Source organism: Microbacterium croceum (assembly GCF_023091245.1).
GTDB lineage: Bacteria > Actinomycetota > Actinomycetes > Actinomycetales > Microbacteriaceae > Microbacterium > Microbacterium croceum.
Window position 1 is genome coordinate 2,305,177 of sequence record NZ_JAHWXN010000001.1, and the last position, 25,343, is coordinate 2,330,519.

Here is a 25,343-nt window from a genome sequence, read left to right on the forward strand (position 1 = left end):
CGCAGTAGTTGGATTGGGTCTAACAATACTCCTGCGCGGTCGACTCGGATGCGTACGACGGCACTCGCGGTAGCGTGAGGAACATGAGTTCGACTGGCCGCGCCGGACGCCCCAAGGCGTCATCTCGCGAGACCCTGGCGGAAGCGGCTTGTGAGCTGTTCCTCGAGCGCGGATATGACGGAACGTCCGTCGCTGACATCACGCAACGCGCCGGGGTGAGCCGCTCCAGCTTCTTCAACTACTTCGCCTCGAAGAGCGATGTGCTCTGGTCGGGAATCGACGAGCGCATCGAGCAGGCGCTCACGTCGCTTCACGCACTCGGTGACCGCGCCAGAGGGGATGCGGTGCGCGACATCCTCGTGCGGATCGTACGGGGATTCGAGCCAGACCCGCTTGCTCTCGCCCTGCGCAACGCGGCGGCGATGGGTCTTCGTGAGGAGCTCATGGGAGACACCGGTCTCCGGCACGCGCGCCTGTCGGCGGGGATCTCTGACTCGGCCGTCGCCTCCGGCATCGATGTCATCCGCGCGGACATCCTGGGCTCTGCTCATGCGACCGCCGTGCTGTCGTCCCTGCGGGTGTGGGCCGAGCAGGGGGCCGGACGTGGCACCCCCGAAGCGGTGCTCCTCGACGCGCTCGGCACCATCCACGATCTCCCCTGGGGGAGTTGAGAGCGGAAGAGAGAGCACCGCGGACGATTCGTCCTCCGGCGGACAGGTCATGAGTGAACCGCCACTCGAACGAGGAGGAATCCTATGGCCATCGATCCCCTGGACGCCGTGCTGAGCGCCGCGGACCCTGCGCGGCGACGTGTGGAGCCGTCGGACACGCACGCGATGATCGTCGCGGCGCGCGAAGAAGCACGTTCTCCGCGTCACACCCGGCGCAACGCTCTCCTCAGTGGCGCTCTGGCGGTGGTGCTCGTGGGTGGCGCGGGCATCGCGACCGCGTCGGGGGACTGGCTCTGGGGCGACGGCCTGGAGAACCCCGACCGGGTGTACACCTACACGTCGCCCACCTGGGGTGAGTGCGAACTGCGGTTCAGCGCCCTCGACACGCACGATCCGATTCTGAACGCCCAGGTCAATCGCGTCGTGGACGACTGGTTCGCGTCCACGGATGTCGAGGCGGCCGCAGCTCCCCTCATTCCGGGCTACCTTGCGACGATCGAGGCGTCGGCCGCCGACGATCCCGCGGCGCAGCAGGGTCCGCGCAGCGCCGACCTCGCCGCGTGGACCGCGCATGAACAGGCCGTGGGTCAGCTCGTCCACGATGAGCTCGCTGTCCACGGCTTCACGAGCGACGTACTCGAAGGCGCGGATTCGCACGCTCAGGTCCACTGCGATGCTGAGAATTGGGGTGCGGAGTGAGCCGCGATGCAGCGCGCTTGACGCGTGCGCTCGAGCGCAGTGGAGGCGACATCCTGGCCTACCTCGAGCGTCGGGCCGGCGTCGACGACGCGCCGGACCTGCTCGGTGAGACGATGGTCGTCGCGTGGCGGCGCGTGGGTGATCTCCCGGATGGGTCGGAGCGGGCGCGCATGTGGTTGTTCGGCATCGCTCGGGGGACACTGCTCAACCATGCGCGAGGTGCGCGCCGGCGGTGGGCGCTGGCCGACCGCATCCGTCTGCATGTGCGGGAGGAGCTCTCTGCGCCGGCGGCGGACGCGGGTGCGGAGGTGCGCGATGCGATCGCCCGGCTAGAGCCGGATGAGGCCGAGATCGTGCGTCTCGTGCATTGGGACGGCTTCTCACTCGCGGATGCCGCGGAGCTTCTCGGCATCCCGGCGTCCACTGCGCGGGGGCGTTACCAGCGGGCGAAGAGCGAGCTTCGCGTCGCGCTGAGAGTCGAGGCTCCGCTCGCGTAGAATCTAAAGCACCATGGCTACCTTTGGCACGCTCTCCGATCGGCTCACCGAGACCTTCCGCAACCTTCGTACGAAGGGAAAGCTCACGCCGGCCGACGTCGACGGCACCGTGCGCGAGATCCGTCGCGCGCTGCTCGACGCCGACGTCGCGCTCTCCGTGGTGAAGGACTTCACCGCGAAGGTGCGCGAGCGTGCATTGGGCGATGAGGTCAACAAGGCTCTGAACCCCGCGCAGCAGGTCGTGCAGATCGTCAATGAGGAGCTCGTGCAGATCCTCGGTGGCGAGCAGCGCCGACTGCAGTTCGCGAAGACGGCTCCGACCGTCATCATGCTCGCGGGTCTGCAGGGTTCCGGTAAGACGACGTTCGCGGGCAAGCTCGCCAAGCAGCTCGAGAGCGAGGGGCACACCCCGCTTCTCGTCGCGGCCGACCTCCAGCGCCCCAACGCCGTGAATCAGCTCCAGGTCGTCGCGGAGCAGGCCGGCGCCACGGTCTACGCGCCGGAGCCGGGCAACGGTGTGGGCGATCCGGTGAAGGTCTCGCGCGACGGCGTCGAGCACGCCCGTCGTCAGCAGCACGATGTCGTCATCATCGACACCGCCGGTCGGCTCGGTGTCGATGCCGAGCTCATGAAGCAGGCGTCAGACATCCGCAAGGCGGTCGACCCCGACGAGGTGCTCTTCGTCATCGATGCCACGATCGGCCAGGACGCTGTGAACGTCGCCAAGGCGTTCCAGGAGGGCGTGGACTTCACCGGTGTCGTGCTCTCCAAGCTCGATGGAGACGCGCGCGGTGGTGCGGCGCTTTCGGTCGCCTCGTTGACCGGTCGTCCGATCATCTTCGCCTCGACGGGTGAGCGCCTCGAGGACCTCGAGCCGTTCCACCCGGACCGCATGGCGAGCCGCATCCTCGACCTCGGCGACATCCTCACCCTCATCGAACAGGCGCAGCAGGCCTTCGATGAGGAAGAGGCCACGAAGATGGCCGAGAAGCTCGCGACCGAGCAGTTCACCCTCGAGGACTTCCTCGACCAGCTTCAGCAGATGAAGAAGATGGGTTCGATGAAGAAGATGCTGGGGATGCTCCCCGGCATGGGGCAGATGAAACAGCAGCTCGACGACTTCGACGAGCGCGAGATCGACCGCACCGAGGCGATCATCCGATCGATGACGCCGGATGAGCGCCGCAACCCCAAGGTGCTCAACGGCTCGCGCCGCCTGCGCATCGCTCGCGGCTCCGGCATGACCGTCACCGATGTGAACCAGCTCGTCGCCCGATTCGAGCAGGCGGCGAAGATGATGAAGACCGTCGCGCGCGGTGGAACCCCCAACATCCCCGGCATGGGACCTGTTCCCGGTATGGGGCGTCCCGGTGCGTCGTCCAAGCGCGGCAAGAAGGGCAAGTCCTCGGCGGGGTCCCGCTCGGGGAACCCGGCGAAGCGGGCCGCGGAGAACGCAGGAATTGCGCAGACATCCACTCCGACGGGTTCGGGATTCGGCCTCGGCGGCGGCGCAAAGGCGCCGTCGGAGGCCGACCTTGCGGAGATCCAGAAGCTCTTCGGCAAGAACTGAGCCGCGCCTCAGCGCGATAGCTGGTGTGGTGCTGTCGCTGACGCGGCCGCCGTCACTGCGGGTCGTGGCCGCGGACGCGCCGCGAACTGTCCGCCGACGAGTGCCGCGATCGTCACGGTGAATCCGATGACCTGCACCGGCGTGAGCGACTCTCCGGCCACGAGCACCCCGAGAAGAGCTGCGACCACGGGCGAGAGCAGCGCGAGCAGCCCAGGGGCGATCACAGGTAGACGCTGGATACCGCGAAACCAGAGGGTGTACGCGATGATGCCCCCGGCGGTGGCGAGCCAGAGATAGCCCAAGACGGCGTTGCCGTCGATCTCTGCCGGGAGGCCTTCCAGCAGCAGGACCAGGGGGAGGATCACGACCCCTCCGGCCGTGAGCTGCCAGCCGGCGTAGGCGATCGGCCCCACGCCCTTGGGCCGTCCCCACCGCTTGGTCAGGACCATGCCCAGCGCCGTGGCGGTCACTCCACCGACCGCGGCGAGGATGCCGAGGGTGTCGAGTTCGGCTGCAGGCCCGAGTACGACCAGGGCGACGCCGCCGGCGCCCGCGAGTGCGGCGACCGCAGTGGTCGCTCTGATCCGCTCGTGCACCACCATCGCGCCGAGGCCGAGCACCAGGAGCGGTTGCAACCCGGCGACTGCGGCGGCGACACCTCCGGGGAGACGCTCAGCCGCGAGGAACAGCAGCGGGAAGAAGGCGCCGATGTTGAGGGCCCCGAGTGCGAGTGACTTGAGCCACCAGCTGCCATGGGGAGACGTCCTGCTCATCGCGATGGCGAGCAGTCCGGCAGGTAGCGCTCGCATGAGTCCCGCGAACAGTGGATGTCCCGCCGGGAGGAGAGCGGTGGTGACGAGGTAGGTCGTGCCCCAGGCGATGGGAGCCAGAGCCGTGAGCATCACGGTGATCGAGCGTTTCATGGTTCCAGCCTGAGCGTCGCGCGCGGATGAGTCCAACGCATACTTGTCACTCAAAACATGAATGGAGATCATGGAAATATGGACTTCTCTCAGCTCCGCTACGTGGTCGCGGTCGCGGACTCCTCGAGCTTCACACGCGCGGCCGAGCGCTGCTTCGTCACGCAGTCCGCACTGAGCCACCAGATCGCAGCGCTGGAGCGTGAGCTCGGCCAGCGCTTGTTCGTCCGCTCGAGTCGCAGCGTGCGGGAGACGGAGGCCGGGACTGCCTTCGTGGCACGCGCACGAGAGGCACTGCGTGCGATTGAAGGCGCCAAGGAGGACGCGGCGGCCACGGCGGGCCAGGTGGTCGGCACGCTCCGGCTCGGAGTGATCCCTACGGTCACCGCCATCGACGTCCCGGCGGTGCTGGCGAGGTTCCGGGCGGAGCACCCATCGGCGCGCGTCGAGTTGCGGGTCGGAAACAGTGACGCGCTGGTCGCCGACGTGCGAGCCGGAAACCTCGATGTGGCTTTTCTCGGACTTCGTGAGGACTCGCTTCCACGTGGCGTTGCCGCTCGCGAGATCGGGAGAGAGCGCCTGGTCGCTGCGGTGCCCGCCACACATGTGCTCGCCAGCAGATCGGAGATCGGGCTGACGGAGCTCGCCGGTATGGCTTTCGCCGATTTCCCGGCAGGCACGTCAGGACGCGCTCAGAGCGACGTGGCGTTCGTCGCTGCAGGGGTGGAGAGGGATGTCGCGTTCGAGGCTGACTCGGCGGAACTCCTCATCGCCCTGGTAGCAGCGGACCTCGCGGTCAGTCTTCTCGCCCCCGCTGTGCTGGACGGGCGACAACGCGACGTGATCGCGGTCCCGGTCCGCGAGGGGCCGATCCGTATCGAGTACGTGGCGTGGGATTCCGACGTTCCTCGCAGCGTCGCCCGGGCATTCCTCCGGGTCGTGGAGGCCGCCACATCGACGCAGAGAGGCGGGCCCGGAATAGCTCCCGGACCCGCCTCTCAGTGATGTGCGATCACTTCACGTCGTCGTCGACCCAATCCATGGACTTCGTGACGGCCTTGCGCCACAGCCGGAGCTGACGGTCGCGCTCGGCGTCTTCCATCGACGGCTCCCAGCGCTTGTCTTCCTGCCAGTTGGCGGACAGGTCGTCGAGACCGTTCCAGAAGCCGACGGCGAGTCCGGCTGCGTACGCGGCGCCGAGTGCGGTGGTCTCCGCGACCACCGGACGAACGACCGGGACGCCGAGGACATCGGCCTGGAACTGCATGAGCGCGTCGTTGGCGACCATGCCGCCGTCGACCTTGAGCTCGGTGAGGTCCACGCCGGCGTCCGCGTTGACGGCATCCAGCACGTCACGCGTCTGGAAGGCGACCGCCTCGAGTGCTGCGCGAGCGATGTGATTCTTGTTCGCGTAGCGGGTGAGGCCCACGATCGCTCCGCGGGCGTCAGGACGCCAGTACGGAGCAAACAGACCGGAGAACGCGGGGACGATGTAGACGCCACCGTTGTCCTCGACCTTGTCGGCCAGCTCCTCGACCTCGGGGGCGGAGGAGATGATGCCGAGCTGGTCGCGCAGCCACTGGATCAACGATCCCGTGACGGCGATCGAACCTTCGAGCGCATAGTGCGTGGGCTGGTCGCCGAGCTTGTAGCCGACGGTCGTGAGCAGCCCGTTCTTCGAGTGCACGACCTCTTCGCCCGTGTTGAAGATCAGGAAGCAGCCGGTGCCGTAGGTGTTCTTGCTCTCGCCCTTCTGGAAAGCCGCCTGACCGAACGTCGCGGCCTGCTGGTCGCCCAGGATGCCCGCGATCGGCGTCTCACGCAACAGCGAGGAGTCCTCCGCTGCGCCGTAGACCTCGGAGGAGGAGCGGATCTCCGGCATCATCGATCGCGGCACGCCGAACGCCTCGAGGATGTCGTCGCGCCACTCCAGCGTCTCGAGGTCCATGAACATCGTGCGCGATGCGTTGGTGACATCCGTCACGTGCACACCGCCGTCGACGCCACCGGTGAGGTTCCACAGCACCCAGCTGTCGGTGGTGCCGAAGATCAGGTCTCCGGCGTCGGCCTTCTCACGCGCTCCGTCGACGTTCTCCAGGATCCACGCGATCTTGGTGCCCGAGAAGTACGTCGCCAGCGGGAGGCCGACGATCGGCTTGAACCGCTCCACGCCGCCGTCCGCAGCCAGGCGGTCCACGATGTCCTGCGTCCGTGTGTCCTGCCAGACGATGGCATTGTAGGCGGGCTTGCCGGTCGTCTTGTCCCAGACCACCGCGGTCTCGCGCTGGTTGGTGATGCCGACCGCGGCGATGTCATGACGGGTCAGGTCGGCACGGCTCAGCGCCAGACCGATGACCTCCTGCACGTTGCGCCAGATCTCGGATGCATCGTGCTCAACCCAGCCGGCCTTCGGCAGGATCTGCTCGTGCTCCTTCTGGCCCGTCGCGATGATGCTCCCCTTCTTGTCGAAGATGATCGCGCGGCTCGAGGTCGTTCCCTGGTCGATGGCGAGGATGTAGTCAGCCATGTGTTTTCTCCTTTGAATTCAGGTGGGGTCAGGCGAGGTGGAGCAGGACGGGCGCTGCGACTGCAGCGATCGCTCCACCGATGAGCGGACCGACGACCGGAACCCACGAGTAGGACCAGTCGCTCGAGCCCTTGCCCTTGATGGGGAGGATCGCGTGTGCGATACGCGGGCCGAGGTCACGGGCGGGGTTGATCGCGTAGCCGGTCGGGCCACCGAGCGATGCACCGATCGCGACGACGAGCAGGGCGACAGGCAGTGCGGTGAGCGGTCCGAGGCCTCCGGGCGTACCCACCGAGATGTCGCCGTAGTCGGCGAACGCGAGGATCACGAACACCAGCACGAACGTGCCGATGATCTCCGTGACGAGGTTCCAGCCGTAGGAGCGGATCGCCGGGCCGGTCGAGAAGACGCCGAGCTTGTTCGCTGCCTCGGGCTCCTCGTCGAAGTGCTGCTTGTACGCGAGCCACACCACGATGGCGCCGATGATGGCGCCGAGGAGCTCGGCACCGGTGGCGACCAGGAACATCGTGAAGGTGATCGTGCCGGAGATCAGCAGGCCCACGCCCACGGCGGGGTTCAGGATCGCGCCGGAGTAGGCGGACACCAGAACACCGGCGAAGACCGCGAGGCCCCATCCCCAGTTGACCATCAGGAAGCCGCCACCGAAGCCCTTGTTCTTCGCCAGGGCGACGTTGGCGACCACGCCACATCCGAGCAGGATGAGCATCGCTGTGCCCACCAACTCCGAGAGGAAGTAGAGACCGAGATTGACATCAGCCATGTCTTCATTGACCTTTCATGTGGGTCACGGCCCCTCTGCCGTGACACCGGGATGGGAGAGCGTCGCAAGGAGGGCGACGGTCGGAGGTCTCGTCAGCCGCGGGTGCGCGACGAGATATGGAGTCCATGCCTTTCGTTCAGCAGCTCACGGGTCTGCTCGAGTTCGGCATCGTGTCGCGCACGATCCCAGCCCAGCAACGGCGCGAGCGCATCGGCGATCTCATCGATGACCACTGCATCGGCGTGGCCGGTGAATGCGATGCTCGTGCGGCGCAGGATGACGTCCTGCAGACGCGCGACCATCTCGTTGTTCACCATCCACCCGAGCTCGCGCGTCGAGAGGTCGCCGCCGGCGAGAGGGGCATCCGTGCCCTCCTCGACGTATTCCCAGACCTGCGCGGCGCGGGTGCCATAGCGCGCGAGCAGCTTCTCGGCGCGGTCGCCGGCGCCGGGGAGGTACTCCTGGATCCAGATGCGCTTCGCCTTCTCGGTGCGCGGGAAGTCACGCCCGCCGCCGATAGCTCGACCCGCGGTGGAGACCGTCCGGGTGCGGTGGATGAGTCCGAGCACCACGTCGGAGAGCGACTCGCCGAGAGCGCGGAACGTGGTCCACTTGCCGCCGACGAGGCTGACCAGCGGTACAGAGCCGCTCTCATCGACCTCGATGCGGTAGTCGCGCGACACGAAGCCGGGCGCCGTGTCCTCGTGGCGGGGGAGCGGGCGGATGCCGGAGAACCGGTACACGATCTGATCGCGGTTCACGTCGATCTGCGGGAACACGTGGTGGATGAGGTCGAAGAAGTAGTCGACCTCCTCCTCGGTGCACACCGCGACCTCGCGGGGGTCCGCGTCGATGTCGGTCGTGCCGACGAGCACGCGGCCCTTCAACGGGTAGATGAGCACGATGCGGCCGTCGGAGTGCTCGAAGAAGATCTCCCGGCCTCGCGTCGCCTCGAGCAGCTCGGGGTGGTCCAGCACGATGTGCGAACCCTTCGTGCCGCCCATGAAGCGGGTGTCGGTGCCGAGCGCGACGTTCGTCAGGTCCGTCCACGGGCCCGAGGTGTTGACGACCACGTCTGCTGCGACTGCGAACTCCGTGCCGCTCTCGCGATCGCGGAGGATCACGGTGTCGCCCTCGCGACCGATCGCCTCGACGTAGTTCAGCGCCTGGGCTGCCGGGTGGGCGGCGAGGCCGTCCTTGAGCACGTCCAGGGCGAGACGCTCGGGGTCGTGCATGGAGGCGTCGTAGTACGTCGCGGTGTACTTGATGTTCGGGTCGAGGGAGGGGAGCTCTGCGAGCGAACGCTTGCGTCCGAGGAAGCGGTGCCGGGGGACACTGCCGCCGTCGCGGGAGAACGTGTCGTAGATCGTCAGGCCGATCTTGATCAAGAAGGCACCGCGCTCCTGCGGCTTGCCGCTGCGGTGCGTCAGGAAGCGGAGGGGAGCGGAGAGGATCCCCGAGAACGTCGAGTAGATCGGGATCGTCGTCTGCAGCGGCTTGACATAGTGGGGGGCGATCTTGAGCAAGCCGTTGCGCTCTTCCACAGACTCGCGCACAAGACGGAACTCGCCGTTCTCGAGATACCGGATGCCGCCGTGGATCATGTGGCTCGACGCGGAGGATGCGCCGGAGGCGAAGTCGCCGCGTTCGACGAGGAGAACATCGACTCCTTGCAGTGCCAGATCACGGAATGCGGAGATGCCGTTGATCCCGCCACCGATGAGAAGGACGCTCGTGCGTCCGGATTCACGGACTGCGCGTACCTCAGCGCGTTCCGCTGACGAGTGCGTCGACTCGATCATCTTCGACCCCTTTTCCTTGCTTGCCCCCAGCATCGACCCGCGGAACGCTGCGCGCAAGTCCAGTGCACATATGTGCAAGGATCGAGGGTGAGGAGGAACTCATGGCCGACCCCGGCGCGCAATCCCGCGATTCCAAGCTGATCGCCGCGCTCACCGCAGCGCAGCTGTACTACATGCAGGACAAGACCATGGAGGTGATCGCCCAGGAGCTGGGCACCTCGCGCTCATCCGTATCTCGGCTGCTGACCTTCGCGCGGGCAAGCGGACTGGTCGACATCAGAATCAACTCACCGCTCGAGCGGCTGGGGATCCTCGAGCAGCGGATCCGCGACCGTCATCGTGTCGCCGCGCACGTGGTCCCGATGTCGGAGATCGTGAGCGAGGTCGAGCGCCTGGAACGCGTCGCTCTGACGGCGGGGCGGCTGCTCTCGCAGTTCGTGGATTCGAACATGATCATCGGCGTCGCCTGGGGGTCGACCATCAGCGCGGTCAGTAGAGGGCTGACGCAGAAGGAAACCCACAACACGACTTTCGTTCAACTCAACGGCGCCGGGAACACGCAGACCAGTGGTGTCGAGTACTCCAGCGACATCCTGCAGCGATTCGGCAGTGCGTTCGGCGCGCAGGTGCAGCAGTTCCCCGTGCCGGCGTTCTTCGATGACCCCGCGACGCGCGAGGCGATGTGGCGGGAGCGCAGCACGCGTCGGGTGCTCGACCTGCAGGCGAAGATGGACATCGCCGTGTTCAGCCTGGGCTCGCCCGCCGCCGAGGTGCCGAGCCGTGTCTACGTGGGTGGATACCTCGGTCGCGACGACTACCGGAGTCTGCGCGAAGACCATGCGATCGGTGATGTGGCAACGGTGTTCTTCCGCTCGGACGGGTCCTGGCGCGACATCCGGGTGAATGCGCGGGCGACAGGCCCCGGCCTGGACCGCCTGCGTCGGGTTCCTCGTCGGGTGTGCGTGGTCTCCGGTATCCCCAAGCTCGTGAGCCTGCGCGCCGCTATCGCTGCCGACCTCATCACCGACGTCGTGCTCGACGAAGGTCTTGCGCGACAGCTCGTCGAGGACTGACTCCTTGCGAGGCTCATGGTTCGTCGATCGACGACTCCGGCCCCGATCGGAATTCACGGATCAGATGCCGCACGACCTCTCCCAGATCGCCGTCGGATGCTTCGGCGACGGCGATCTGACGCGCGTGGCTGGCACCTTCGTCGAGGATCGTGTGCAGGCTGGCGAACTCTCTCGAACACCCGAGCTCGACGGCGACGGCTGCGAGGTCGTCGATGGTCTGTGCGAGATGGTCGCGCACGGGAAGCTGGGTTCCTTCGGCATCCACGATCACGCGCGCATCCAGCCCATAGCGGGCGGCGCGCCACTTGTTCTCACGGTGGAACCAGGCGGGCATCTGAGGAAGGCTCCGTCCCTCGTCGAGTGCGCGTGAGAAATGCTCCACCAGCACCTGGACGAGCGAGGCGATCGCGGCGAGCTCGGGGAGAGTGGAGACGCCATCGCACGCGCGCACCTCGATCGTGCCCCATCGAGGGGCCGGTCGGATGTCCCAGCGCACTTCTGACGCATCGGCCATGACACCCGTGCGCACCATGTCCTCCAGATAGGACTCGAACTGGGTCCAATCCTGCAGGGGCCATGGCAGGCCCGCAGTCGGAAGCTGTTGGAACACGAGAGCGCGGTTGGATGCGTAGCCCGTGCGTTCGCCCGCCCAGAACGGACTGGAGGCGGCGATCGACTGGAGATGCGGAAGGAAGCAGGTGAGCGCGTTGATGAGAGGGAACACCTTATGCTGGTCCTCGACGCCGATGTGGACGTGGATACCCCAGATCATCATGTTGCGTCCCCACCACTGGGTCCGCTCGATCAGCGTGTGGTAGCGCGTCTTGTCGGTCACCTGCTGGTCGTACCACTGCGCGAAGGGATGGCTTCCCGCCGAGAGGAGTTCGATACCCGCGGGATCCGTGGCAGATCTGACCGCGGCGATCGCCTGAGCGATGTCGTCCACCGCCTGGGCTACGGAGTCGCCGATGCCGCTGGTGACCTCGATCGTGTTGGTGAGCAGCTCACCCGTGACGGTGTGGCGCTCATCAGCGCTCTCCGCCTCGAGTGCGGCCAGCAGCTCCGGGGCGCGTCCTACGAGGTCACCGCTCTCCGGATCGGCGAGCATGATCTCCCATTCCAGTCCGACGGTGGAGCGGGCCGAAGGCGCGAAATCGAGCGTCACGTGCACAGTCTGACACGCAGAACGACGGTCGCCGCAACACCCGTGTCGCCGCGTTTCGCTCCTGACGCTCCGATCTGGCAGAATAGAAGGTCGGACGACCTGCTCGACCCTCTATCCAGCTATCGTCCTCACCTTTTGAGCTTCCGCCGGGTGTGCACCCCACTCTCCAGGCGATCAGTTCGTTTCCTTCCACACCATTCAGGAGAATCGTGGCTGTCAAGATTCGTCTCAAGCGCCTGGGCAAGATCCGTGCGCCGTACTACCGCATCGTCGTTGCTGACTCGAAGACCAAGCGCGATGGTCGCGTGATCGAAGAGATCGGCAAGTACCACCCCACCGAGGAGCCCTCCTTCATCGAGGTCGACTCCGAGCGGGCTCAGTACTGGCTTTCCGTCGGCGCTCAGCCGACCGAGCAGGTCGCCGCGATCCTCAAGATCACGGGTGACTGGGGCAAGTTCAAGGGCGACAAGGACGCGAAGTCCACGCTCAAGGTCAAGGAGCCCAAGGTTCCGTTCGAGATCGACGCTGCCAAGAAGTCCGTCGTGAAGCCCAAGGCCGAGAAGAAGGTGGAGGCCCCCGCTGAGGAGGCTCCCGCCGCTGCCGAGGCCGACGCGGCTCCCGCCGCCGACGCAGAGTAATCCGTCGTGCTCGCCGCCGCGCTCGAACACATCGTCAAGGGGATCGTCGATCACCCTGAGGATGTCAGCGTCAACGAATCCACGTCGCCGCGAGGCGATCTCCTCGAGGTGCGTGTGCACCCCGATGACCGTGGTCGTGTGATCGGGCGCGGCGGCCGCACCGCGAAGGCGCTGCGTACGCTCATCACCGCATTGGCCGATGGGCGTCGCGTCCGCGTCGATGTCGCGGACGACTGACGTGGCGTCGCAGGACAGAAACCAGAGCAAGAACCAGCTGCGCGTCGGGCGCCTCGTCAAGGCTCATGGCCTCAAGGGCGGGCTCAAGGTGGAGCTGTACACGGACAACCCGGAGCGACGCTTTCAGACTGGCGCCGCGTTCACGTTGCAGGTGCCGGAGGCATCTCCGTGGCATGGGAAAGAGATCACCATCCGCGAGTACCGCGTGATGAATGGCAGCCCTGTGGTGTTCTTCGACGACGTCGAGGATCGCACCGCTGCTGAGAGCCTCGTGCGAGGCATCCTCTGGATCGATCAGGATGTCGACGAGGTCGAGGACAACGCGTGGTTCGACCACCAGCTCGTCGGTCTCGAGGTCGTCCGTGACGGCGTCGTCGTCGGACGGGTCGCCAGGATCGAGCATTTCCCGGCCCAGGATCTCCTGATCGTGAAAGCGGGCGACCGCGAGATCATGGTCCCCTTCGTCGAGGCGATCGTCCCGTCCGTCGACGTGGAGAAGGGACAGGTCATCGTCACGCCGCCGGCCGGACTCTTCGAAGAACTCCCGGATGCATCGGATGCCGAGGCTGCGCCAAGCTCGGACGCCGACGCTGCCGAGTGACCGCTGATACGGTTCCCCCGTGCGCATCGACGTCCTCTCCATCTTCCCGTCGTACTTCGACGGTCTGACGCTGTCGCTCCTGGGCAAGGCTCAGAGCTCAGGCATCCTCGATCTCCGGGTGCATGACCTGCGCGACTGGACGAGCGACCGGCATCGCACCGTCGACGACACCCCATACGGCGGCGGCGCCGGCATGGTGATGAAGCCGGAGCCGTGGGGGCTCGCTCTCGACGAGGTCAGCGCGCGGTCCGAGCGGCCGACGATCATCTTCCCCTCGCCGGCCGGCGAGGTGTTCACCCAGGCGACCGCACGCGACCTGTCGTCGCGCGAGCACCTCGTGTTCGGCTGCGGTCGCTACGAGGGCATCGACGAGCGCGTCTTCGACTACGCCGCCTCCCTCGGTGAGGTCCGACTGATCAGTCTCGGCGACTACGTGCTGAACGGGGGAGAAGTCGCGACGATGGCGATGATCGAAGCGATCGGGCGGCTCATCCCCGGGGTCGTCGGCAACCCCGAGAGCCTGGTCGAGGAGTCGCATGAGGACGGGCTCCTGGAGTACCCGTCGTACACGAAGCCCTCACTGTGGCGCGAGCACGCCGTACCTGAGGTGCTTCTCAGTGGAAACCACGCCGCGATCGCCGCGTGGCGTCGCGAGCAGCAGCTCGAGCGCACCCGGAGGCGACGCCCCGACCTGCTCGCGCCCGACGAGTCGGCCTAGAGCACAGTCTCCACGCCTCGGTCGAGGCGGAGCACGACGCCGTGCGGGTGTCGCAGCGCGAGAGCGCCGGCTGCGTCGAGCCCGCGGAGTTCGGCGCGAAGCAGCCTGCCGATCATCTCGTGGCTGACAAGAAGCGGGGTTCCCGCGGACGCCCACCCGCAACTGGTCAGCGCCTTGCGCGCACGCGCACGGGCCTGCGCGTAACTCTCGCCCCCCGGAAACGCCCAGCCGTAGCGGTTTGCGGCGCGCTCCTCGCGAACGGTGGGGAACGCCCGATCGATCTCATCCCACGTCATCCCTGCGAGCTCGCCGTGGTGCACTTCGGCGAGCTCGGGCACCTCGACCACGTCGACGCCGAGGCGATCCGCGATGATGACCGCCGTGCGCAGCGCGCGCCCCAAGGGGCTCGAGCAGATGGTTCTCACGTCTGTTCCGACCAGCCGTTCCGCGAGTGAACGGGCCTGCGCGATGCCCTCAGGGGTGAGCGGCGAGTCCAGCTGCCCCTGAAGCCGCCGTTCCTGGTTCCAGGTCGTCTGGCCGTGTCGCGCGAGGAACAGTCGCTCCGGCACGTGGCGGTCCTGGGGAATCATGGACTCAGGATGGCACAGGCGCGCGAAAGCGTCCCGTCCCCATCCGACAGGTCGCGGTGATCCGTCAGTCCACTCCGAGGAAGGCGCGATCGGTCAGGACGATGGGTCCGTTCTCGGTGATCGCGACGGTGTGTTCCGAGTGCGCTCCGCGCGAGCCATCCGCGCTGCGGAGGGTCCAGCCGTCCGGATCCGTGATCAGCTCGTCCGTCGTGGCGAGCAGCCAGGGCTCGAGCGCGAGAACGAGACCGTCACGCAACGGGAAGCCCCGGCCGGGTCGACCGTCGTTCGGCACGTGAGGGTCGCCGTGCATCGTGCGGCCCACCCCATGACCGCCGAAATCGGTGTTGATCGAGTAGCCCTCACCGTGGGCGATCGCCGCGACCGATGCGGAGATGTCCCCGATCCGGTTGCCCACTACGGCGGCGCCGATCGCGGCGTCCAGCGCGCGCTCCGTCGTGTCGATGAGGCGCAGGTCCTCGTCACGCGGGGTGCCGACCACGAAGGAGAGAGCCGAGTCGGCCACCCAGCCGTCGACGGAGACGGCGAAGTCGAGCGACACCAGATCGCCGTCGCGGAGGGTGTAGTCGTAGGGGAGTCCGTGCAGCACGGCGTCGTTGACCGATGTGCACAGCACTTTGCCGAACGGGCTCGCGCCGAACGAAGGGTGGTAATCGATGTAGCAGGACTCCGCGCCCGCCTTGCGGATCAGGTCGTGCGCACGCCGATCGATGGACAGAAGGTTTGTCCCCACCTTCGTCTCGTCACGCAGCGTCGCCAGTGTCTCAGCCACGAAGCGACCGGCGGCACGCATCTCTTCGATCTCGGCATGAGTGCGCAGTTCGATCATCGGGTGTCCTCTCGTCTTCTCCATTCTCCCCGATGCGCAGCCTGCAGTCGGCCGCGCGCTCACAGCGAACACCGCAGTTCCGGAGGCCGAGGCGTCGTACGATCTGAGCATGTGGTTGCGACAGGCCTTCTTCCGCTGGCTCCTTCCGGCGGCGTTCCTCCTGCCGCTGTGGCTGCTCGTCGGATGGGGCGTGTTCCAGGGCGGATGGGCGATCCTCTGGGTGTTGTTCATCGCGATCCCCTCGGTCCTGATCGGGCAGCTCCTGCTCACGTTGCTCACTCGGTCGCGCCCCTCTGTGCGCATCGAACGCGCAGTGTCCTGGTGGGATGTACTGGGCTTCACGGTGTGGCACGGTCTCACCATCGCCGTCGGCTTCTTCATCGACCGTGCTTTCGCCTGGCTGCTCGTCAGTGCGATCATCGCGGGCGTCGCCTTGTTCTGGCTGCAGCTCTGGCAGTTGTGGAACGAGGCGAAGGGCAGCGGCGCCCGTATCCGGGAGACGATCGCCTGGTCGAGCATTCCCGGCGAGCACGAGCCGGCTCCCCAGACACGAGTTCATGAGGTCATCGTCGTACGCGAGGTCGACCAGAGGGACTGACCGCCGTCATTTTGGCCGCTGGTCTCATTCATGGCAGAATGAATGTTTGTGCCGTGACCGGTTCTGCCTCAGGGGAGCCCGCGGACGCATCAGCGCCGTACGGCACAGACACCTTCTTGTTCCTTCCATCATCATGCACGCGACCTGTGGCGAGTGCAGAGAGAGACGATCATGCAGATCCTCGACGCCGTTGACGCGGCATCCCTCCGTTCGGACATCCCGGACTTCTTCCCCGGCGACACCGTCAAGGTGCACGTCAACATCACGGAGGGCACGCGCTCCCGTATCCAGGTCTTCCAGGGCGTTGTCATCGGCCGCCAGGGCGACAGCGTGCGCGAGACCTTCACCGTCCGCAAGATCAGCTTCCAGGTTGGCGTCGAGCGTACCTTCCCGGTGCACTCCCCGGTGATCGACCACATCGAGGTCGTCACCCGCGGTGACGTGCGTCGCGCGAAGCTCTACTACCTCCGCCAGCTCCGCGGTAAGAAGGCGAAGATCAAGGAGAAGCGCGACCGCTGACGCGCAGCTTTTCCACAGCACCCCGAGACACGATGTCTCGGGGTGCTGTGTTCTCCCCCCGGTGTGCGACCCTTGAAACTGCCGCGCGCGTGCGGTGCACCATTCGTGAAGGAAGCTGATGACGACCGATTCCCCGTCCGCCCCGACGTCCAGACGGCGTCGCGGCTTCCTGATCTTCCTCCGCGATGTGTTGGTCATCGTGCTGATCGCGGCTGTGGTGTCGTTCGTGGTCAAGACCTTCGTGGTCCGTTCGTTCTACATCCCGTCTGCGTCGATGGAGCAGACGCTCCTGATCAAGGACCGGATCCTCGTCGATGAGCTCACGCCACGTTGGACCGGCTATGAGCGGGGCGACGTCGTGGTCTTCAAGGATCCGGGCGGATGGCTCGACCCCGTACCGCAGACGCCTGCTGCCCCGCCGTTGGTACAGGCGGTGGACTGGGTCCTCAACGTTGTAGGAATCTCCGCGACAGATGCTCAGGATCATCTGGTCAAACGGGTGATCGGCTTGCCAGGAGACCACGTCGTGTGCTGTAACGCGCTGGGCCAGATCACCATCAACGGCGCGCCCATCGACGAGCTCAGCTACCTCAACCTCCCCGAGGGCGACACCGCTGCTTCGAACGATCCGTTCGATGTGGTCGTGCCGGAGGGATCGCTGTGGCTGCTCGGCGACAACAGAGACCGGTCGCGCGACGCGCGCGCGCACCAGGATCTGCCCAGCAAGGGTTTCGTTCCGTTGGACAATGTCGTGGGCAAGGCTTTCCTGACGACGTGGCCGCTGAACCGCATGGGCACGATCGACGGTCATCACGACACGTTCAACGGCGTTCCGGACCCGGAATGACCGTCGTCGCACCGAAGCTGACGCTGGAGCGGAAGCTCCTGGGCGAGTGCGACCTGATCATCTCGCTCGATGAGGTCGGGCGCGGTGCCCTCGCAGGTCCGGTGGCCGTCGGCGCCGCCGTGATGGATGCCGCCGGCGCGCGTCGTCGCGTACCTGAGGGCTTGCGCGACTCCAAACTCGTCACAGAGAAGCGTCGTCCAGAGGTGGCAGCACGGGCGGCAGCCTGGGTGCAGGCGTCTGCCGTCGGCTGGGCGAGTGCGGCGGAGGTCGATGAAGTCGGCATCATGCGTGCACTGGGCCTTGCCGCCTCACGTGCGGTGTCGGGTGTCGTGGCGCAGGGCGCATCGCTGGAGAACGCGCTCGTGCTCCTCGACGGCAACCACGATTACCTTTCCATCGTTCACCCTGGGCCGCTCAGAGTGCGTCCTGTCATCAAGGCTGACCGTGACTGTGCATCGGTGTCCGCTGCGTCGGTGATCGCCAAGGTCGCGCGCGATTCCCTCATGGTGGAGTTGCACGATGGACACCCTGCATATCAGTGGGACCGCAATAAGGGGTACGCGAGCGCGGAGCATCGCGAGGCGATCAGAGCGAGTGGATTGTCGCCGCATCATCGCGCGTCGTGGGCGATCACGGATGCTCCGACGCTGTTCTGAACGGCGATCGGTGCGGCTTCGTGGCGCTCCGACTCTAGGATGGATTCATCATGGATGAGGAAGCCTTCGACGACTACGACCGCGAGCTCGAGCTGGCACTGTTCCGGGAGTACCGGGATGTGGTGTCCCAGTTCCAGTACGTCGTCGAGACCGAGCGTCGGTTCTACCTGGCGAACGAGGTGAACGTCGTCCGTCGCGATACCGAGCACGACTTCTACTTCGAGATCTCGATGACCGACGTCTGGGTGTGGGACATCTATCGCGCTGACCGGTTCGTCAAGGCGGTGCGCGTGCTGACGTTCAAGGACGTCAACGTGGAAGAGCTGCAGCGGCGCGAGTTCGAACTGCCGCAGGAGCTCTCCCTCGACGGGGAGTGAGCCGGCGCCCGCTGAGCGGGCACTTCCTCTGCACCGCGGGCCGATCCACCGAGTTCTCCGAACGGTCCGGGCGACGCGTCGCTATCGGAGTCCCGGGACTCAGCGTCTCACCATGCTGGGGTCATGGCAGCGAAAGATGATCTCGGACGAGCGGGCGAAGAGCGCGCGGTATCCCACCTCTTGGGGCTCGGCTACGACGTGGTCGACAGGAACTGGCGGTGCGCGCAGGGTGAGATCGATATCGTCGCCGTGCACGGTGATGAGCTGGCGATCGTCGAGGTCAAGACACGGCGGTCGACGGCCTTCGGACACCCTTTCGAGGCGATCGACGAGCGCAAGAGACGCCGACTCTGGCGGCTCGCACATGCCTGGGTGGAGGCGCACGCGCCGCGAGCACGCGGTCTGAGTCTGCGCATCGACGGCATCGGCATCGTGGGCCCTGATCCGGAGACCGCGACACTCGAGCACTTGCGAGACCTGGGATGAGCACGGCCCGCACGTGGGCGGTGGCGCTCACCGGTGTCGATGGACATCTCGTCGAGGTCGAGGCCGATCTGTCAAATCAGACCCCCGACTTCAAGATCATCGGTCTCCCGGACAAGGCACTCGGCGAGGCGGTGCAGCGGGTGCACAACGCCTGCAAGAATGCGGGACTGGATCTGCCGCGCCGGCGCCTCACCGTCAACCTCTCGCCGGCGAGCCTTCCCAAGCACGGGTCTGGCTTCGACCTCAGTATCGCTGTGTCGACTCTCGCCGCCGGCGGTCTGCTCGCCCGGCGCTCGATCGCGGGAACGGTGCACATCGGAGAACTCGGGCTCGACGGGCGTCTGCGTCCCGTGCCCGGGGTCCTTCCCGCCGTGTTCGCCGCGTCACGCGCGGGCTTCGATCGTGTCATCGTGCCGAAGGCGAACGAGGACGAGGCGCGCCTGGTCCCGGGTGTCGAGGTGCGAGCCGCCGCGTCACTCGCGGAGGTCGCGGTGTGGCACGGCGCCGACGTCGAGGTCCCTGATGTGGACGCCGTCGATGCCGCCTCACCCGTTCCGGTGCGGGAGGAGTCGCTCGACCTCGCCGACGTCGTCGGACAGCCGGAGGCGGTGGAGGCCCTGATCATCGCGGCAGCCGGTGGGCACCACCTGCTCCTGAGCGGTCCGCCTGGTGCGGGCAAGACCATGTTGGCGCGTAGGCTCCCCGGAATCCTGCCGCGACTGACCGAGAAGGAAGCGCTCGAGGTCGCGGCTGTCCGCTCGCTCAGCGGGGAGGTCGTGACGAGGCTCGACGGGTCGCCCCCGCTGGAGTCCCCGCACCACAGCACGTCGGCGGCGGCTCTCGTCGGCGGTGGATCCAGGGCGGCACGGCCCGGCGCGATCGCTCGTGCCCATCGCGGGGTGTTGTTCCTCGACGAAGCGGCGGAGTTCTCCCGCGTGGCACTCGACGCGCTGCGCCAGCCGCTCGAGTCCGGCGTGATTGACGTGCACCGGGCCGGGTTCACCGCTCGGTTTCCCGCCCGGTTCCAGTTGCTGCTGGCGATGAATCCGTGTCCGTGCGGGAACTACGGCATCCGTGGCGCGGAGTGCGTGTGCCCGCCCATGGCCATTCGGCGCTACGCGACACGCTTGTCGGGACCCCTGCGGGACCGCGTAGACATCGATCTCCAGGTGATGCGTGTTGCCGCGCATCGGGCCATGGCCGGCGAAGGGTCATCCCTCACGTCGTCCGCAGCTCGGGAGCGTGTGCGCGCGGCACGAGAGCGTGCCTCCGAACGCTGGCGGGCCACGCCCTGGCGCCGAAATGCGGAAGTGTCCGGCACCTGGTTGCGCCAAGGCGCGCTGCGTCTGGAGCGGGCGGTTCGAGCCCCGCTTGATCGGGCATTGGAGAGGGGCGCGCTGACGCTTCGCGGGTACGACCGGGTGCTGCGGCTGGCCTGGACGATGGCCGACCTCTCCGACCGCGATCAGCCGGGGCTCGATGAGATCGGACGTGCACTGCACTTGAGGAGAGGAACGACACAGTGATCGACGAGCTGTTCGCGAGCACGGAAATGGTTGACGAGGTCCGGTTGCTCCGCGCGGGCGAGGAAGTGGTGGATGCGCTCGCGCGCACCGCATGGAGCGTGCTGGCCGAGCCGGGTGACGGCGTCGCCGGTGCCCTGATCCAAACGCTGGGAGCGGAGGAGGCTCTGCGGTATGCGATCGACGGCACCCAACGGGACGGGGCGGTCGATGCGCTGCTCGACACGGCCGATGCTCGGGTGCGACACGCCGTCGCGGAGGGGCGACGGCGCTGGGTGCCCCGAGTGGAAGTACGAGCGGTCCGTGATGCGTTGCGCGGCGCCCGCGAGGTCGGTGCGCAACTTCTGCTCCCCGGCGACGATCTCTGGCCGCATGCGTTGGACGATCTCGGTGCCAACGCTCCGATCGCGTTGTGGGTGCGGGGAGATCCGTCTTGCATGATGGTCACCCCTCGGGTGGCGTTGGTAGGTGCCCGTGCCTCCAGCGGGTACGGCGACCATGTCGCGGCCGAGATCGCGGGAGACCTCGCGGCTTCCGGCGCGCTCATCGTGTCGGGTGCGGCATATGGAATCGATGGTGCGGCGCATCGCGCTGCGCTCGGTGTCGGAGGGGGGACGGTCGCGTTCCTCGCAGGCGGAGTGGACCGCGCCTACCCGGCCGGGCATCACGGTCTGCTGAAGCAGATTGCCGAAGAAGGGGCGGTGCTCAGTGAGCTGCCTTGCGGTGCCGCTCCCACGAAGTGGCGTTTCCTCGCCCGGAACCGTCTTATCGCGGCCCTGGGCGATGCGACGGTGGTGGTCGAGGCGGGGTGGCGCAGCGGCTCGTTGAACACCGCAGGGCACGCGGCCTCGCTCGGTCGGCCTCTGGGGGCGGTGCCGGGATCGGTCACCTCCGCGTCGTCGGCGGGATGTCATCGACTGCTACGCGAATACGATGCGGTCTGCGTGACCTCGGCCGCAGATGTCCGTGAGCTCTGCGGCCTGGCGGCTGGCGTGGTCCCGACAGCGGAGGGCGTCGACCCCGAGCGCGTGCGCGTTCTCGACGCGCTCGGGGGTCGCACTTCCTTGCCGACGGTCGAGATAGCGCGGCGGTCCGGATTGTCGACCGAACGAGTGCTGTCGCACCTCGGTCTGTTGGAGCTCGAGGGCCTCGTGCATCCGGTGGGAGGCGGTTGGCGGCGCACGCCCGTCTAGCGCATGAAGACAGCGACCGAGCGAAGCGAACGCCCGACCGGAACGTGCGGCGAGGCTCCGCCTCAGGGCACACGGTCGGCGGCAAGCTGGGAGGCATGGAACTGTCCACGGCGTCGGAGGCGTATCTCGAGCACCTCGCCAGAGTGCGTCGGCTCTCGGCGGCGACGGTGAAGGCGTACCGTTCTGATCTTCGCGACCTGGAGGCCTCGGCAGGACCGGTCGAGCTCGACGAGGTGGATCTCGAAATGCTTCGGGAGTGGCTCTGGGCGGCGACGCAGCGCGGGGACGCTCGTTCCACGCTTGCTCGACGCGCGGCCGCAGCACGGTCCTTCTTCAGCTGGGCGAAAGAGCAAGATCTGATCGCGCACGATCCCAGCCTGCGGCTGATCGCTCCGAAACGCGGACGTTCCTTGCCGACCGTCGCGTCGCAGGATGCCATGACGGAACTTCTCGAGGTTCAGCGGTCTTCAGCTTCGGGCGGTGACCCGATCGCACTGCGAGACCACGCGATCATCGAGCTGCTCTATGGTTCCGGCATTCGCGTCTCGGAGCTGTGCGGTCTCGACATCGACGACGTCGACCTCGATCGCCGCACGGCCCGGGTCTTCGGAAAGGGCGCCAAGGAACGCGTCGTTCCGTTCGGCCTGCCTGCTGGAGATGCTCTCGCCGCCTACCTCCGACGTGCGCGGCCCGTGCTCAGCGCACGGTCGGCCACTGCGTCTCCGGCCCTCGTGCTCGGTTCTCGCGGAGGCCGTATCGGTGCGCGGTCGGTCTACACGCTCGTCGCCCGTGTGCTCTCTCCCGTCGTGGGCGCGGACACGGTGGGACCGCACGCGTTGCGCCACACTGCTGCCACGCACCTTCTAGACGGTGGAGCGGACCTTCGCGCGGTGCAGGAGATCCTGGGGCACGCGAGCCTGGGCACGACGCAGATATACACGCACGTGTCGTCCGAGCGGCTGGCCGCCACGTACCGTCTGGCGCACCCGCGCGCCTGAGGCTCTTCCGAAGCCGCGTAGGCGCGGTGCCGTGGCTCTCGCCTATGGTCGTTGGCGACGTCGCGTCATCACTTCTCGGGGCAGCACGGCAGCAGCACGGCTCGCGTCACGGGACCGAACAGCAGCAACGGGTTGATGTACGCGCCGTTCAGCCGGACCCCCAGGTGCACGGCACCGGTCGGCGTGTGCCCACCGGTGCCGACGATGCCGAGCGGTTGCCCGGCCACGACTGCCGCGCCGGGTGTGAGTGGCGAGCTGACGGGTTCGAGCGTCGACACGAGCCCGCCGGGGTGTTCGATCGTGACGAGGGGGCGGTCCACCACGGTCCCGCGGAACGCCACGACGCCCTCCGCCGGTGCGAACACGGTAGTGCCCGGTTCGGCCATGAGATCGACACCGCGATGCCCGGCGCCGTACTCGTGGGCGGGGGCTCGATACGGTGCGGCAACGGACCGAGCGCCTGCGAGAGGCCAGGCCCAGGACGGTCGGGAGACGGAGGCGACGATGGGCGGCACGGCCGATGACGTCGTGAACCCGGCCACCGTGAGACCGGACTCGGCGGATGCCTGCCAGGGACGGGCTTCTCCTGCGAGCAGCAGCGCGCAGACAAGTGTGAAGAGGCACGTCAGCAGTCGCATCGAGGATGTCATCCGTGCATCCTGTTACGGATCGGCGGTCGCAGAAGAGCGTGAGCGGTCGGTGGGGGAGACATGGTCCTCACCGCGCGATCGTGCAGGACGAGTGCGCTCGCACATCCTGTATGCTGGAGGAGCACCTCGATATCGGGGTGACTACGCGTGCCCTCAGCGATGAACTTCGCGGCATCCACTCCCTCAGGTCCTTCTCTCAGAGCAGGCGGGTGTGCGCCGGGCACCAGGAAGCCGATCGTCGGATCGGCTTGACAACCTCAACGGCGCAGAATGCGCCAGAATCAGGAGACGACCATGGCTGTGGTCACCATCCGTCAGCTGCTCGACAGCGGCGTTCACTTCGGACACCAGACCCGTCGGTGGAACCCGAAGGTCAAGCGCTTCATCCTCACCGAGCGCAGCGGCATCCACATCATCGACCTCCAGCAGTCGCTGGGCTACATCGACAAGGCCTACGACTTCGTGAAGGAGACGGTCGCCCACGGCGGCACGATCCTTTTCGTCGGCACGAAGAAGCAGGCGCAGGAGATCCTCGCCGAGCAGGCGACCCGCGTCGGCCAGCCCTTCGTCAACCAGCGCTGGCTCGGTGGACTCCTCACCAACTTCCAGACGATCTCCAAGCGTCTCGCACGCATGAAGGAGCTCGAGGAGCTCGACTACGAGACCCCGGCGAACAGCGGCTTCACGAAGAAGGAGCTGCTTCTCAAGAAGCGCGAGCTCGACAAGCTGCACAAGTCGCTCGGTGGTATCCGCAACCTCACCAAGACGCCGTCGGCCATCTGGGTCGTCGACGCCAAGCGTGAGCACCTCGCGATCGACGAGGCCAAGAAGCTCGGCATCCCGGTGATCGGCATCCTCGACACGAACGCCGACCCGGATGACTTCCAGTACCCGATCCCCGGCAACGACGACGCGATCCGCTCCGTGTCGCTGCTGACGCGCATCATCGCAGACGCCGCGGCCGAGGGCCTGCAGCAGAAGCACAACCCCGAGACGGGCGACGCTGAGCCGCTCGCCGACTGGGAGAAGGAGCTTCTCGAGACCCCCGTGCAGGAGTCGGCCGACGCTGCCGAGATCGTGGCCGCTGAGGACCAGGCTGCCGTCGTCGAGACGCCGGCCGCCGACGAGACCGCTGCCGACGAGGCCGGTGCAGAAGCACACGACGAGGCCATCGCAGCCGCTTCCGGTGAGGAGACCGTTGAGGTCGCCGCCGCCGAGGCAGCCGACGCCAAGTAATCCCCTCGAACCGACATACATAACGAAGCAAGGAGCCACCACACATGGCCAACTTCACCATCGCTGACCTCAAGGCGCTGCGTGAGCAGCTCGGCACGGGAATGGTCGACACCAAGAAGGCGCTCGAGGAGGCCGACGGAGACGTCGAGAAGGCCACCGAGATCCTGCGCCTGAAGGGTGCCAAGGGCAACGCGAAGCGCGCCGACCGTTCCACCAGCGAGGGCCTCATCGTCGCTCGCGAGCAGGATGGCGCTGTAACGCTCATCGAGCTCGCCTGCGAGACCGACTTCGTCGCGAAGAACGAGCGTTTCATCACGCTCGCCGAGAAGGTCGCCGACGCCGTCGCCGCCGTCAAGGCGGACTCGGTCGAGGCCGCTCTCGCCGCTCAGGCGGGCGACATGACCGTCGAGCAGCTCATCTCGGAGGAAGCCGCGATCATCGGCGAGAAGGTCGAGCTGCGCCGCGTGCGTACGATCTCCGGCGACAAGGTCGAGGTCTACCTGCACCGCACGAGCAAGGATCTGCCCCCGCAGATCGGTGTCGTCGTGGCCTACTCGGGTGACGACGCCGAGACCGCGCGTAGCATCGCCCAGCACATCTCGTTCGCCAACCCGTCGTACCTCGCTCGCGAGGACGTTCCGGCAGACGCCGTCGAGAAGGAGCGTGAGATCGTTACCGAGATCTCCCGCAACGAGGGCAAGCCCGAAGCGGCGCTGCCCAAGATCGTCGAGGGCCGTGTCTCCGCGTTCATCAAGCAGGTCGCGCTGCTCGAGCAGGACTACGCCAAGGACAACAAGCTCTCTGTCGCCCAGGTGGCGAAGGACGCCGGTATCACCGTGACGGACTTCGCGCGCTTCAAGGTCGGCGCGTAGCAAAGTCGAAGGGGTTCGGATCATCGAGATCCGAACCCCTTCTTCGTGCCCA

Annotated in this window: 29 protein-coding genes; 21 read left to right on the top strand and 8 right to left on the bottom strand. The window is 66.9% G+C overall.

Going from position 1 to position 25,343, the window contains the following annotated elements; all coding sequences use genetic code 11:
• Positions 1 to 83: 83 nt before the first annotated feature.
• The 4 genes from KZC51_RS10865 (at position 84) to ffh (ending at position 3,437) form a co-directional block, all read left to right on the top strand.
• Positions 84 to 671 (top strand): TetR/AcrR family transcriptional regulator, encoded by a 588-nt coding sequence (locus tag KZC51_RS10865; protein WP_247629993.1) that lies wholly within the window; start codon positions 84 to 86, stop codon positions 669 to 671.
• A gap of 84 nt (positions 672 to 755) precedes the next feature.
• The gene (locus KZC51_RS10870; RefSeq protein ID WP_247629994.1) at positions 756 to 1,370 is read left to right on the top strand and encodes a hypothetical protein; all 615 of its coding nucleotides are present in this window, start codon (positions 756 to 758) and stop codon (positions 1,368 to 1,370) included.
• The gene (locus KZC51_RS10875) at positions 1,367 to 1,867 is read left to right on the top strand and encodes an RNA polymerase sigma factor (RefSeq protein WP_247629995.1); all 501 of its coding nucleotides are present in this window, start codon (positions 1,367 to 1,369) and stop codon (positions 1,865 to 1,867) included. Before KZC51_RS10870 ends, KZC51_RS10875 begins: the two co-directional genes overlap by 4 nt.
• A 13-nt stretch (positions 1,868 to 1,880) precedes the next feature.
• Positions 1,881 to 3,437, top strand: a complete 1,557-nt coding sequence (gene ffh, locus KZC51_RS10880) for a signal recognition particle protein (RefSeq protein ID WP_247629996.1) — start codon at positions 1,881 to 1,883, stop codon at positions 3,435 to 3,437.
• Between the two features lie 8 nt (positions 3,438 to 3,445).
• On the opposite strand, the gene KZC51_RS10885 is transcribed toward ffh, so the two are convergent.
• Entirely contained in the window at positions 3,446 to 4,360 is a 915-nt protein-coding gene (locus KZC51_RS10885; protein WP_247629997.1) for an EamA family transporter, read from the bottom strand.
• Positions 4,361 to 4,438: 78 nt separating this feature from the next.
• Here KZC51_RS10885 and KZC51_RS10890 point away from each other — a divergent pair, with 78 nt between their 5' ends.
• Positions 4,439 to 5,362, top strand: coding sequence for a LysR family transcriptional regulator (locus tag KZC51_RS10890; RefSeq protein ID WP_247629998.1), 924 nt, complete (start codon positions 4,439 to 4,441; stop codon positions 5,360 to 5,362).
• A gap of 7 nt (positions 5,363 to 5,369) precedes the next feature.
• Here KZC51_RS10890 and glpK read toward each other — a convergent pair whose 3' ends face one another.
• The 3 genes from glpK to KZC51_RS10905 form a co-directional block, all read right to left on the bottom strand.
• Positions 5,370 to 6,884, bottom strand: a complete 1,515-nt coding sequence (gene glpK, locus KZC51_RS10895; RefSeq protein WP_247629999.1) for a glycerol kinase GlpK — start codon at positions 6,882 to 6,884, stop codon at positions 5,370 to 5,372.
• A gap of 28 nt (positions 6,885 to 6,912) precedes the next feature.
• Entirely contained in the window at positions 6,913 to 7,665 is a 753-nt protein-coding gene (locus KZC51_RS10900) for an MIP/aquaporin family protein (RefSeq protein ID WP_247630000.1), read from the bottom strand.
• Positions 7,666 to 7,757: 92 nt separating this feature from the next.
• Entirely contained in the window at positions 7,758 to 9,467 is a 1,710-nt protein-coding gene (locus KZC51_RS10905) for a glycerol-3-phosphate dehydrogenase/oxidase (protein WP_247630001.1), read from the bottom strand.
• Between the two features lie 101 nt (positions 9,468 to 9,568).
• Here KZC51_RS10905 and KZC51_RS10910 point away from each other — a divergent pair, with 101 nt between their 5' ends.
• On the top strand, positions 9,569 to 10,540 hold the full coding sequence (locus KZC51_RS10910) for a sugar-binding transcriptional regulator (RefSeq protein ID WP_247630002.1): 972 nt from the start codon (positions 9,569 to 9,571) through the stop codon (positions 10,538 to 10,540).
• A gap of 13 nt (positions 10,541 to 10,553) precedes the next feature.
• On the opposite strand, the gene KZC51_RS10915 is transcribed toward KZC51_RS10910, so the two are convergent.
• Positions 10,554 to 11,705, bottom strand: coding sequence for a glutamate--cysteine ligase (locus KZC51_RS10915; RefSeq protein WP_247630003.1), 1,152 nt, complete (start codon positions 11,703 to 11,705; stop codon positions 10,554 to 10,556).
• A 209-nt stretch (positions 11,706 to 11,914) separates the two neighbouring features.
• Here KZC51_RS10915 and rpsP point away from each other — a divergent pair, with 209 nt between their 5' ends.
• The 4 genes from rpsP to trmD are packed head-to-tail and all read left to right on the top strand — an operon-like array spanning position 11,915 to position 13,899.
• Positions 11,915 to 12,343 carry a 30S ribosomal protein S16 gene (rpsP, locus tag KZC51_RS10920; protein ID WP_017830730.1) on the top strand — a complete coding sequence of 143 codons (429 nt, stop codon included), beginning with the start codon at positions 11,915 to 11,917 and terminating at the stop codon, positions 12,341 to 12,343.
• A gap of 6 nt (positions 12,344 to 12,349) precedes the next feature.
• Positions 12,350 to 12,580 (top strand): RNA-binding protein, encoded by a 231-nt coding sequence (locus KZC51_RS10925; RefSeq protein WP_247630004.1) that lies wholly within the window; start codon positions 12,350 to 12,352, stop codon positions 12,578 to 12,580.
• Positions 12,564 to 13,181, top strand: a complete 618-nt coding sequence (gene rimM / locus KZC51_RS10930) for a ribosome maturation factor RimM (RefSeq protein WP_247630005.1) — start codon at positions 12,564 to 12,566, stop codon at positions 13,179 to 13,181. Before KZC51_RS10925 ends, rimM begins: the two co-directional genes overlap by 17 nt.
• Before the next feature lie 19 nt (positions 13,182 to 13,200).
• Complete coding sequence (gene trmD / locus KZC51_RS10935) at positions 13,201 to 13,899, top strand: tRNA (guanosine(37)-N1)-methyltransferase TrmD (protein ID WP_247630006.1); 699 nt, start codon at positions 13,201 to 13,203, stop codon at positions 13,897 to 13,899.
• On the opposite strand, the gene KZC51_RS10940 is transcribed toward trmD, so the two are convergent.
• Both KZC51_RS10940 and map read right to left on the bottom strand, forming a co-directional pair.
• Positions 13,896 to 14,489 carry a histidine phosphatase family protein gene (locus KZC51_RS10940; protein ID WP_247630007.1) on the bottom strand — a complete coding sequence of 198 codons (594 nt, stop codon included), beginning with the start codon at positions 14,487 to 14,489 and terminating at the stop codon, positions 13,896 to 13,898. The two genes, trmD and KZC51_RS10940, sit on opposite strands and share 4 nt — an antisense overlap.
• Positions 14,490 to 14,553: 64 nt before the next feature.
• A complete protein-coding gene (gene map / locus KZC51_RS10945) occupies positions 14,554 to 15,336 on the bottom strand; it encodes a type I methionyl aminopeptidase (protein WP_247630008.1) in 783 nt (260 codons plus the stop codon).
• A gap of 109 nt (positions 15,337 to 15,445) precedes the next feature.
• On the opposite strand from map, the gene KZC51_RS10950 reads away from it, so the two are divergent.
• The 9 genes from KZC51_RS10950 to KZC51_RS10990 all read left to right on the top strand — a co-directional run bounded on the left by KZC51_RS10950 (position 15,446) and on the right by KZC51_RS10990 (position 22,533).
• Positions 15,446 to 15,934 carry an MFS transporter permease gene (locus tag KZC51_RS10950; protein ID WP_247630009.1) on the top strand — a complete coding sequence of 163 codons (489 nt, stop codon included), beginning with the start codon at positions 15,446 to 15,448 and terminating at the stop codon, positions 15,932 to 15,934.
• Positions 15,935 to 16,105: 171 nt separating this feature from the next.
• On the top strand, positions 16,106 to 16,453 hold the full coding sequence (gene rplS, locus KZC51_RS10955; RefSeq protein WP_091037582.1) for a 50S ribosomal protein L19: 348 nt from the start codon (positions 16,106 to 16,108) through the stop codon (positions 16,451 to 16,453).
• 118 nt (positions 16,454 to 16,571) lie between these two features.
• Entirely contained in the window at positions 16,572 to 17,300 is a 729-nt protein-coding gene (gene lepB / locus KZC51_RS10960; RefSeq protein WP_247630010.1) for a signal peptidase I, read from the top strand.
• Positions 17,297 to 17,956 carry a ribonuclease HII gene (rnhB, locus tag KZC51_RS10965; RefSeq protein WP_247630011.1) on the top strand — a complete coding sequence of 220 codons (660 nt, stop codon included), beginning with the start codon at positions 17,297 to 17,299 and terminating at the stop codon, positions 17,954 to 17,956. The genes lepB and rnhB overlap by 4 nt, the downstream gene beginning before the upstream one ends.
• Positions 17,957 to 18,006: 50 nt before the next feature.
• Positions 18,007 to 18,333 (top strand): DUF2469 family protein, encoded by a 327-nt coding sequence (locus tag KZC51_RS10970; RefSeq protein ID WP_017830719.1) that lies wholly within the window; start codon positions 18,007 to 18,009, stop codon positions 18,331 to 18,333.
• Positions 18,334 to 18,456: 123 nt separating this feature from the next.
• Positions 18,457 to 18,819 (top strand): YraN family protein, encoded by a 363-nt coding sequence (locus tag KZC51_RS10975; RefSeq protein ID WP_247630012.1) that lies wholly within the window; start codon positions 18,457 to 18,459, stop codon positions 18,817 to 18,819.
• Positions 18,816 to 20,345 (top strand): YifB family Mg chelatase-like AAA ATPase, encoded by a 1,530-nt coding sequence (locus KZC51_RS10980; protein ID WP_247630013.1) that lies wholly within the window; start codon positions 18,816 to 18,818, stop codon positions 20,343 to 20,345. Before KZC51_RS10975 ends, KZC51_RS10980 begins: the two co-directional genes overlap by 4 nt.
• Complete coding sequence (gene dprA / locus KZC51_RS10985; protein ID WP_247630014.1) at positions 20,342 to 21,535, top strand: DNA-processing protein DprA; 1,194 nt, start codon at positions 20,342 to 20,344, stop codon at positions 21,533 to 21,535. The genes KZC51_RS10980 and dprA overlap by 4 nt, the downstream gene beginning before the upstream one ends.
• 95 nt (positions 21,536 to 21,630) lie before the next feature.
• A complete protein-coding gene (locus KZC51_RS10990) occupies positions 21,631 to 22,533 on the top strand; it encodes a tyrosine-type recombinase/integrase (protein ID WP_247630015.1) in 903 nt (300 codons plus the stop codon).
• 68 nt (positions 22,534 to 22,601) lie between these two features.
• On the opposite strand, the gene KZC51_RS10995 is transcribed toward KZC51_RS10990, so the two are convergent.
• Positions 22,602 to 23,183 (bottom strand): M23 family metallopeptidase, encoded by a 582-nt coding sequence (locus KZC51_RS10995; RefSeq protein WP_247630016.1) that lies wholly within the window; start codon positions 23,181 to 23,183, stop codon positions 22,602 to 22,604.
• 294 nt (positions 23,184 to 23,477) lie between these two features.
• On the opposite strand from KZC51_RS10995, the gene rpsB reads away from it, so the two are divergent.
• Together rpsB and tsf are read left to right on the top strand one after the other, a co-directional pair.
• The gene (gene rpsB, locus KZC51_RS11000; protein ID WP_247630017.1) at positions 23,478 to 24,419 is read left to right on the top strand and encodes a 30S ribosomal protein S2; all 942 of its coding nucleotides are present in this window, start codon (positions 23,478 to 23,480) and stop codon (positions 24,417 to 24,419) included.
• Between the two features lie 44 nt (positions 24,420 to 24,463).
• The gene (tsf, locus tag KZC51_RS11005; protein ID WP_247630018.1) at positions 24,464 to 25,291 is read left to right on the top strand and encodes a translation elongation factor Ts; all 828 of its coding nucleotides are present in this window, start codon (positions 24,464 to 24,466) and stop codon (positions 25,289 to 25,291) included.
• Positions 25,292 to 25,343 lie beyond the last annotated feature (52 nt).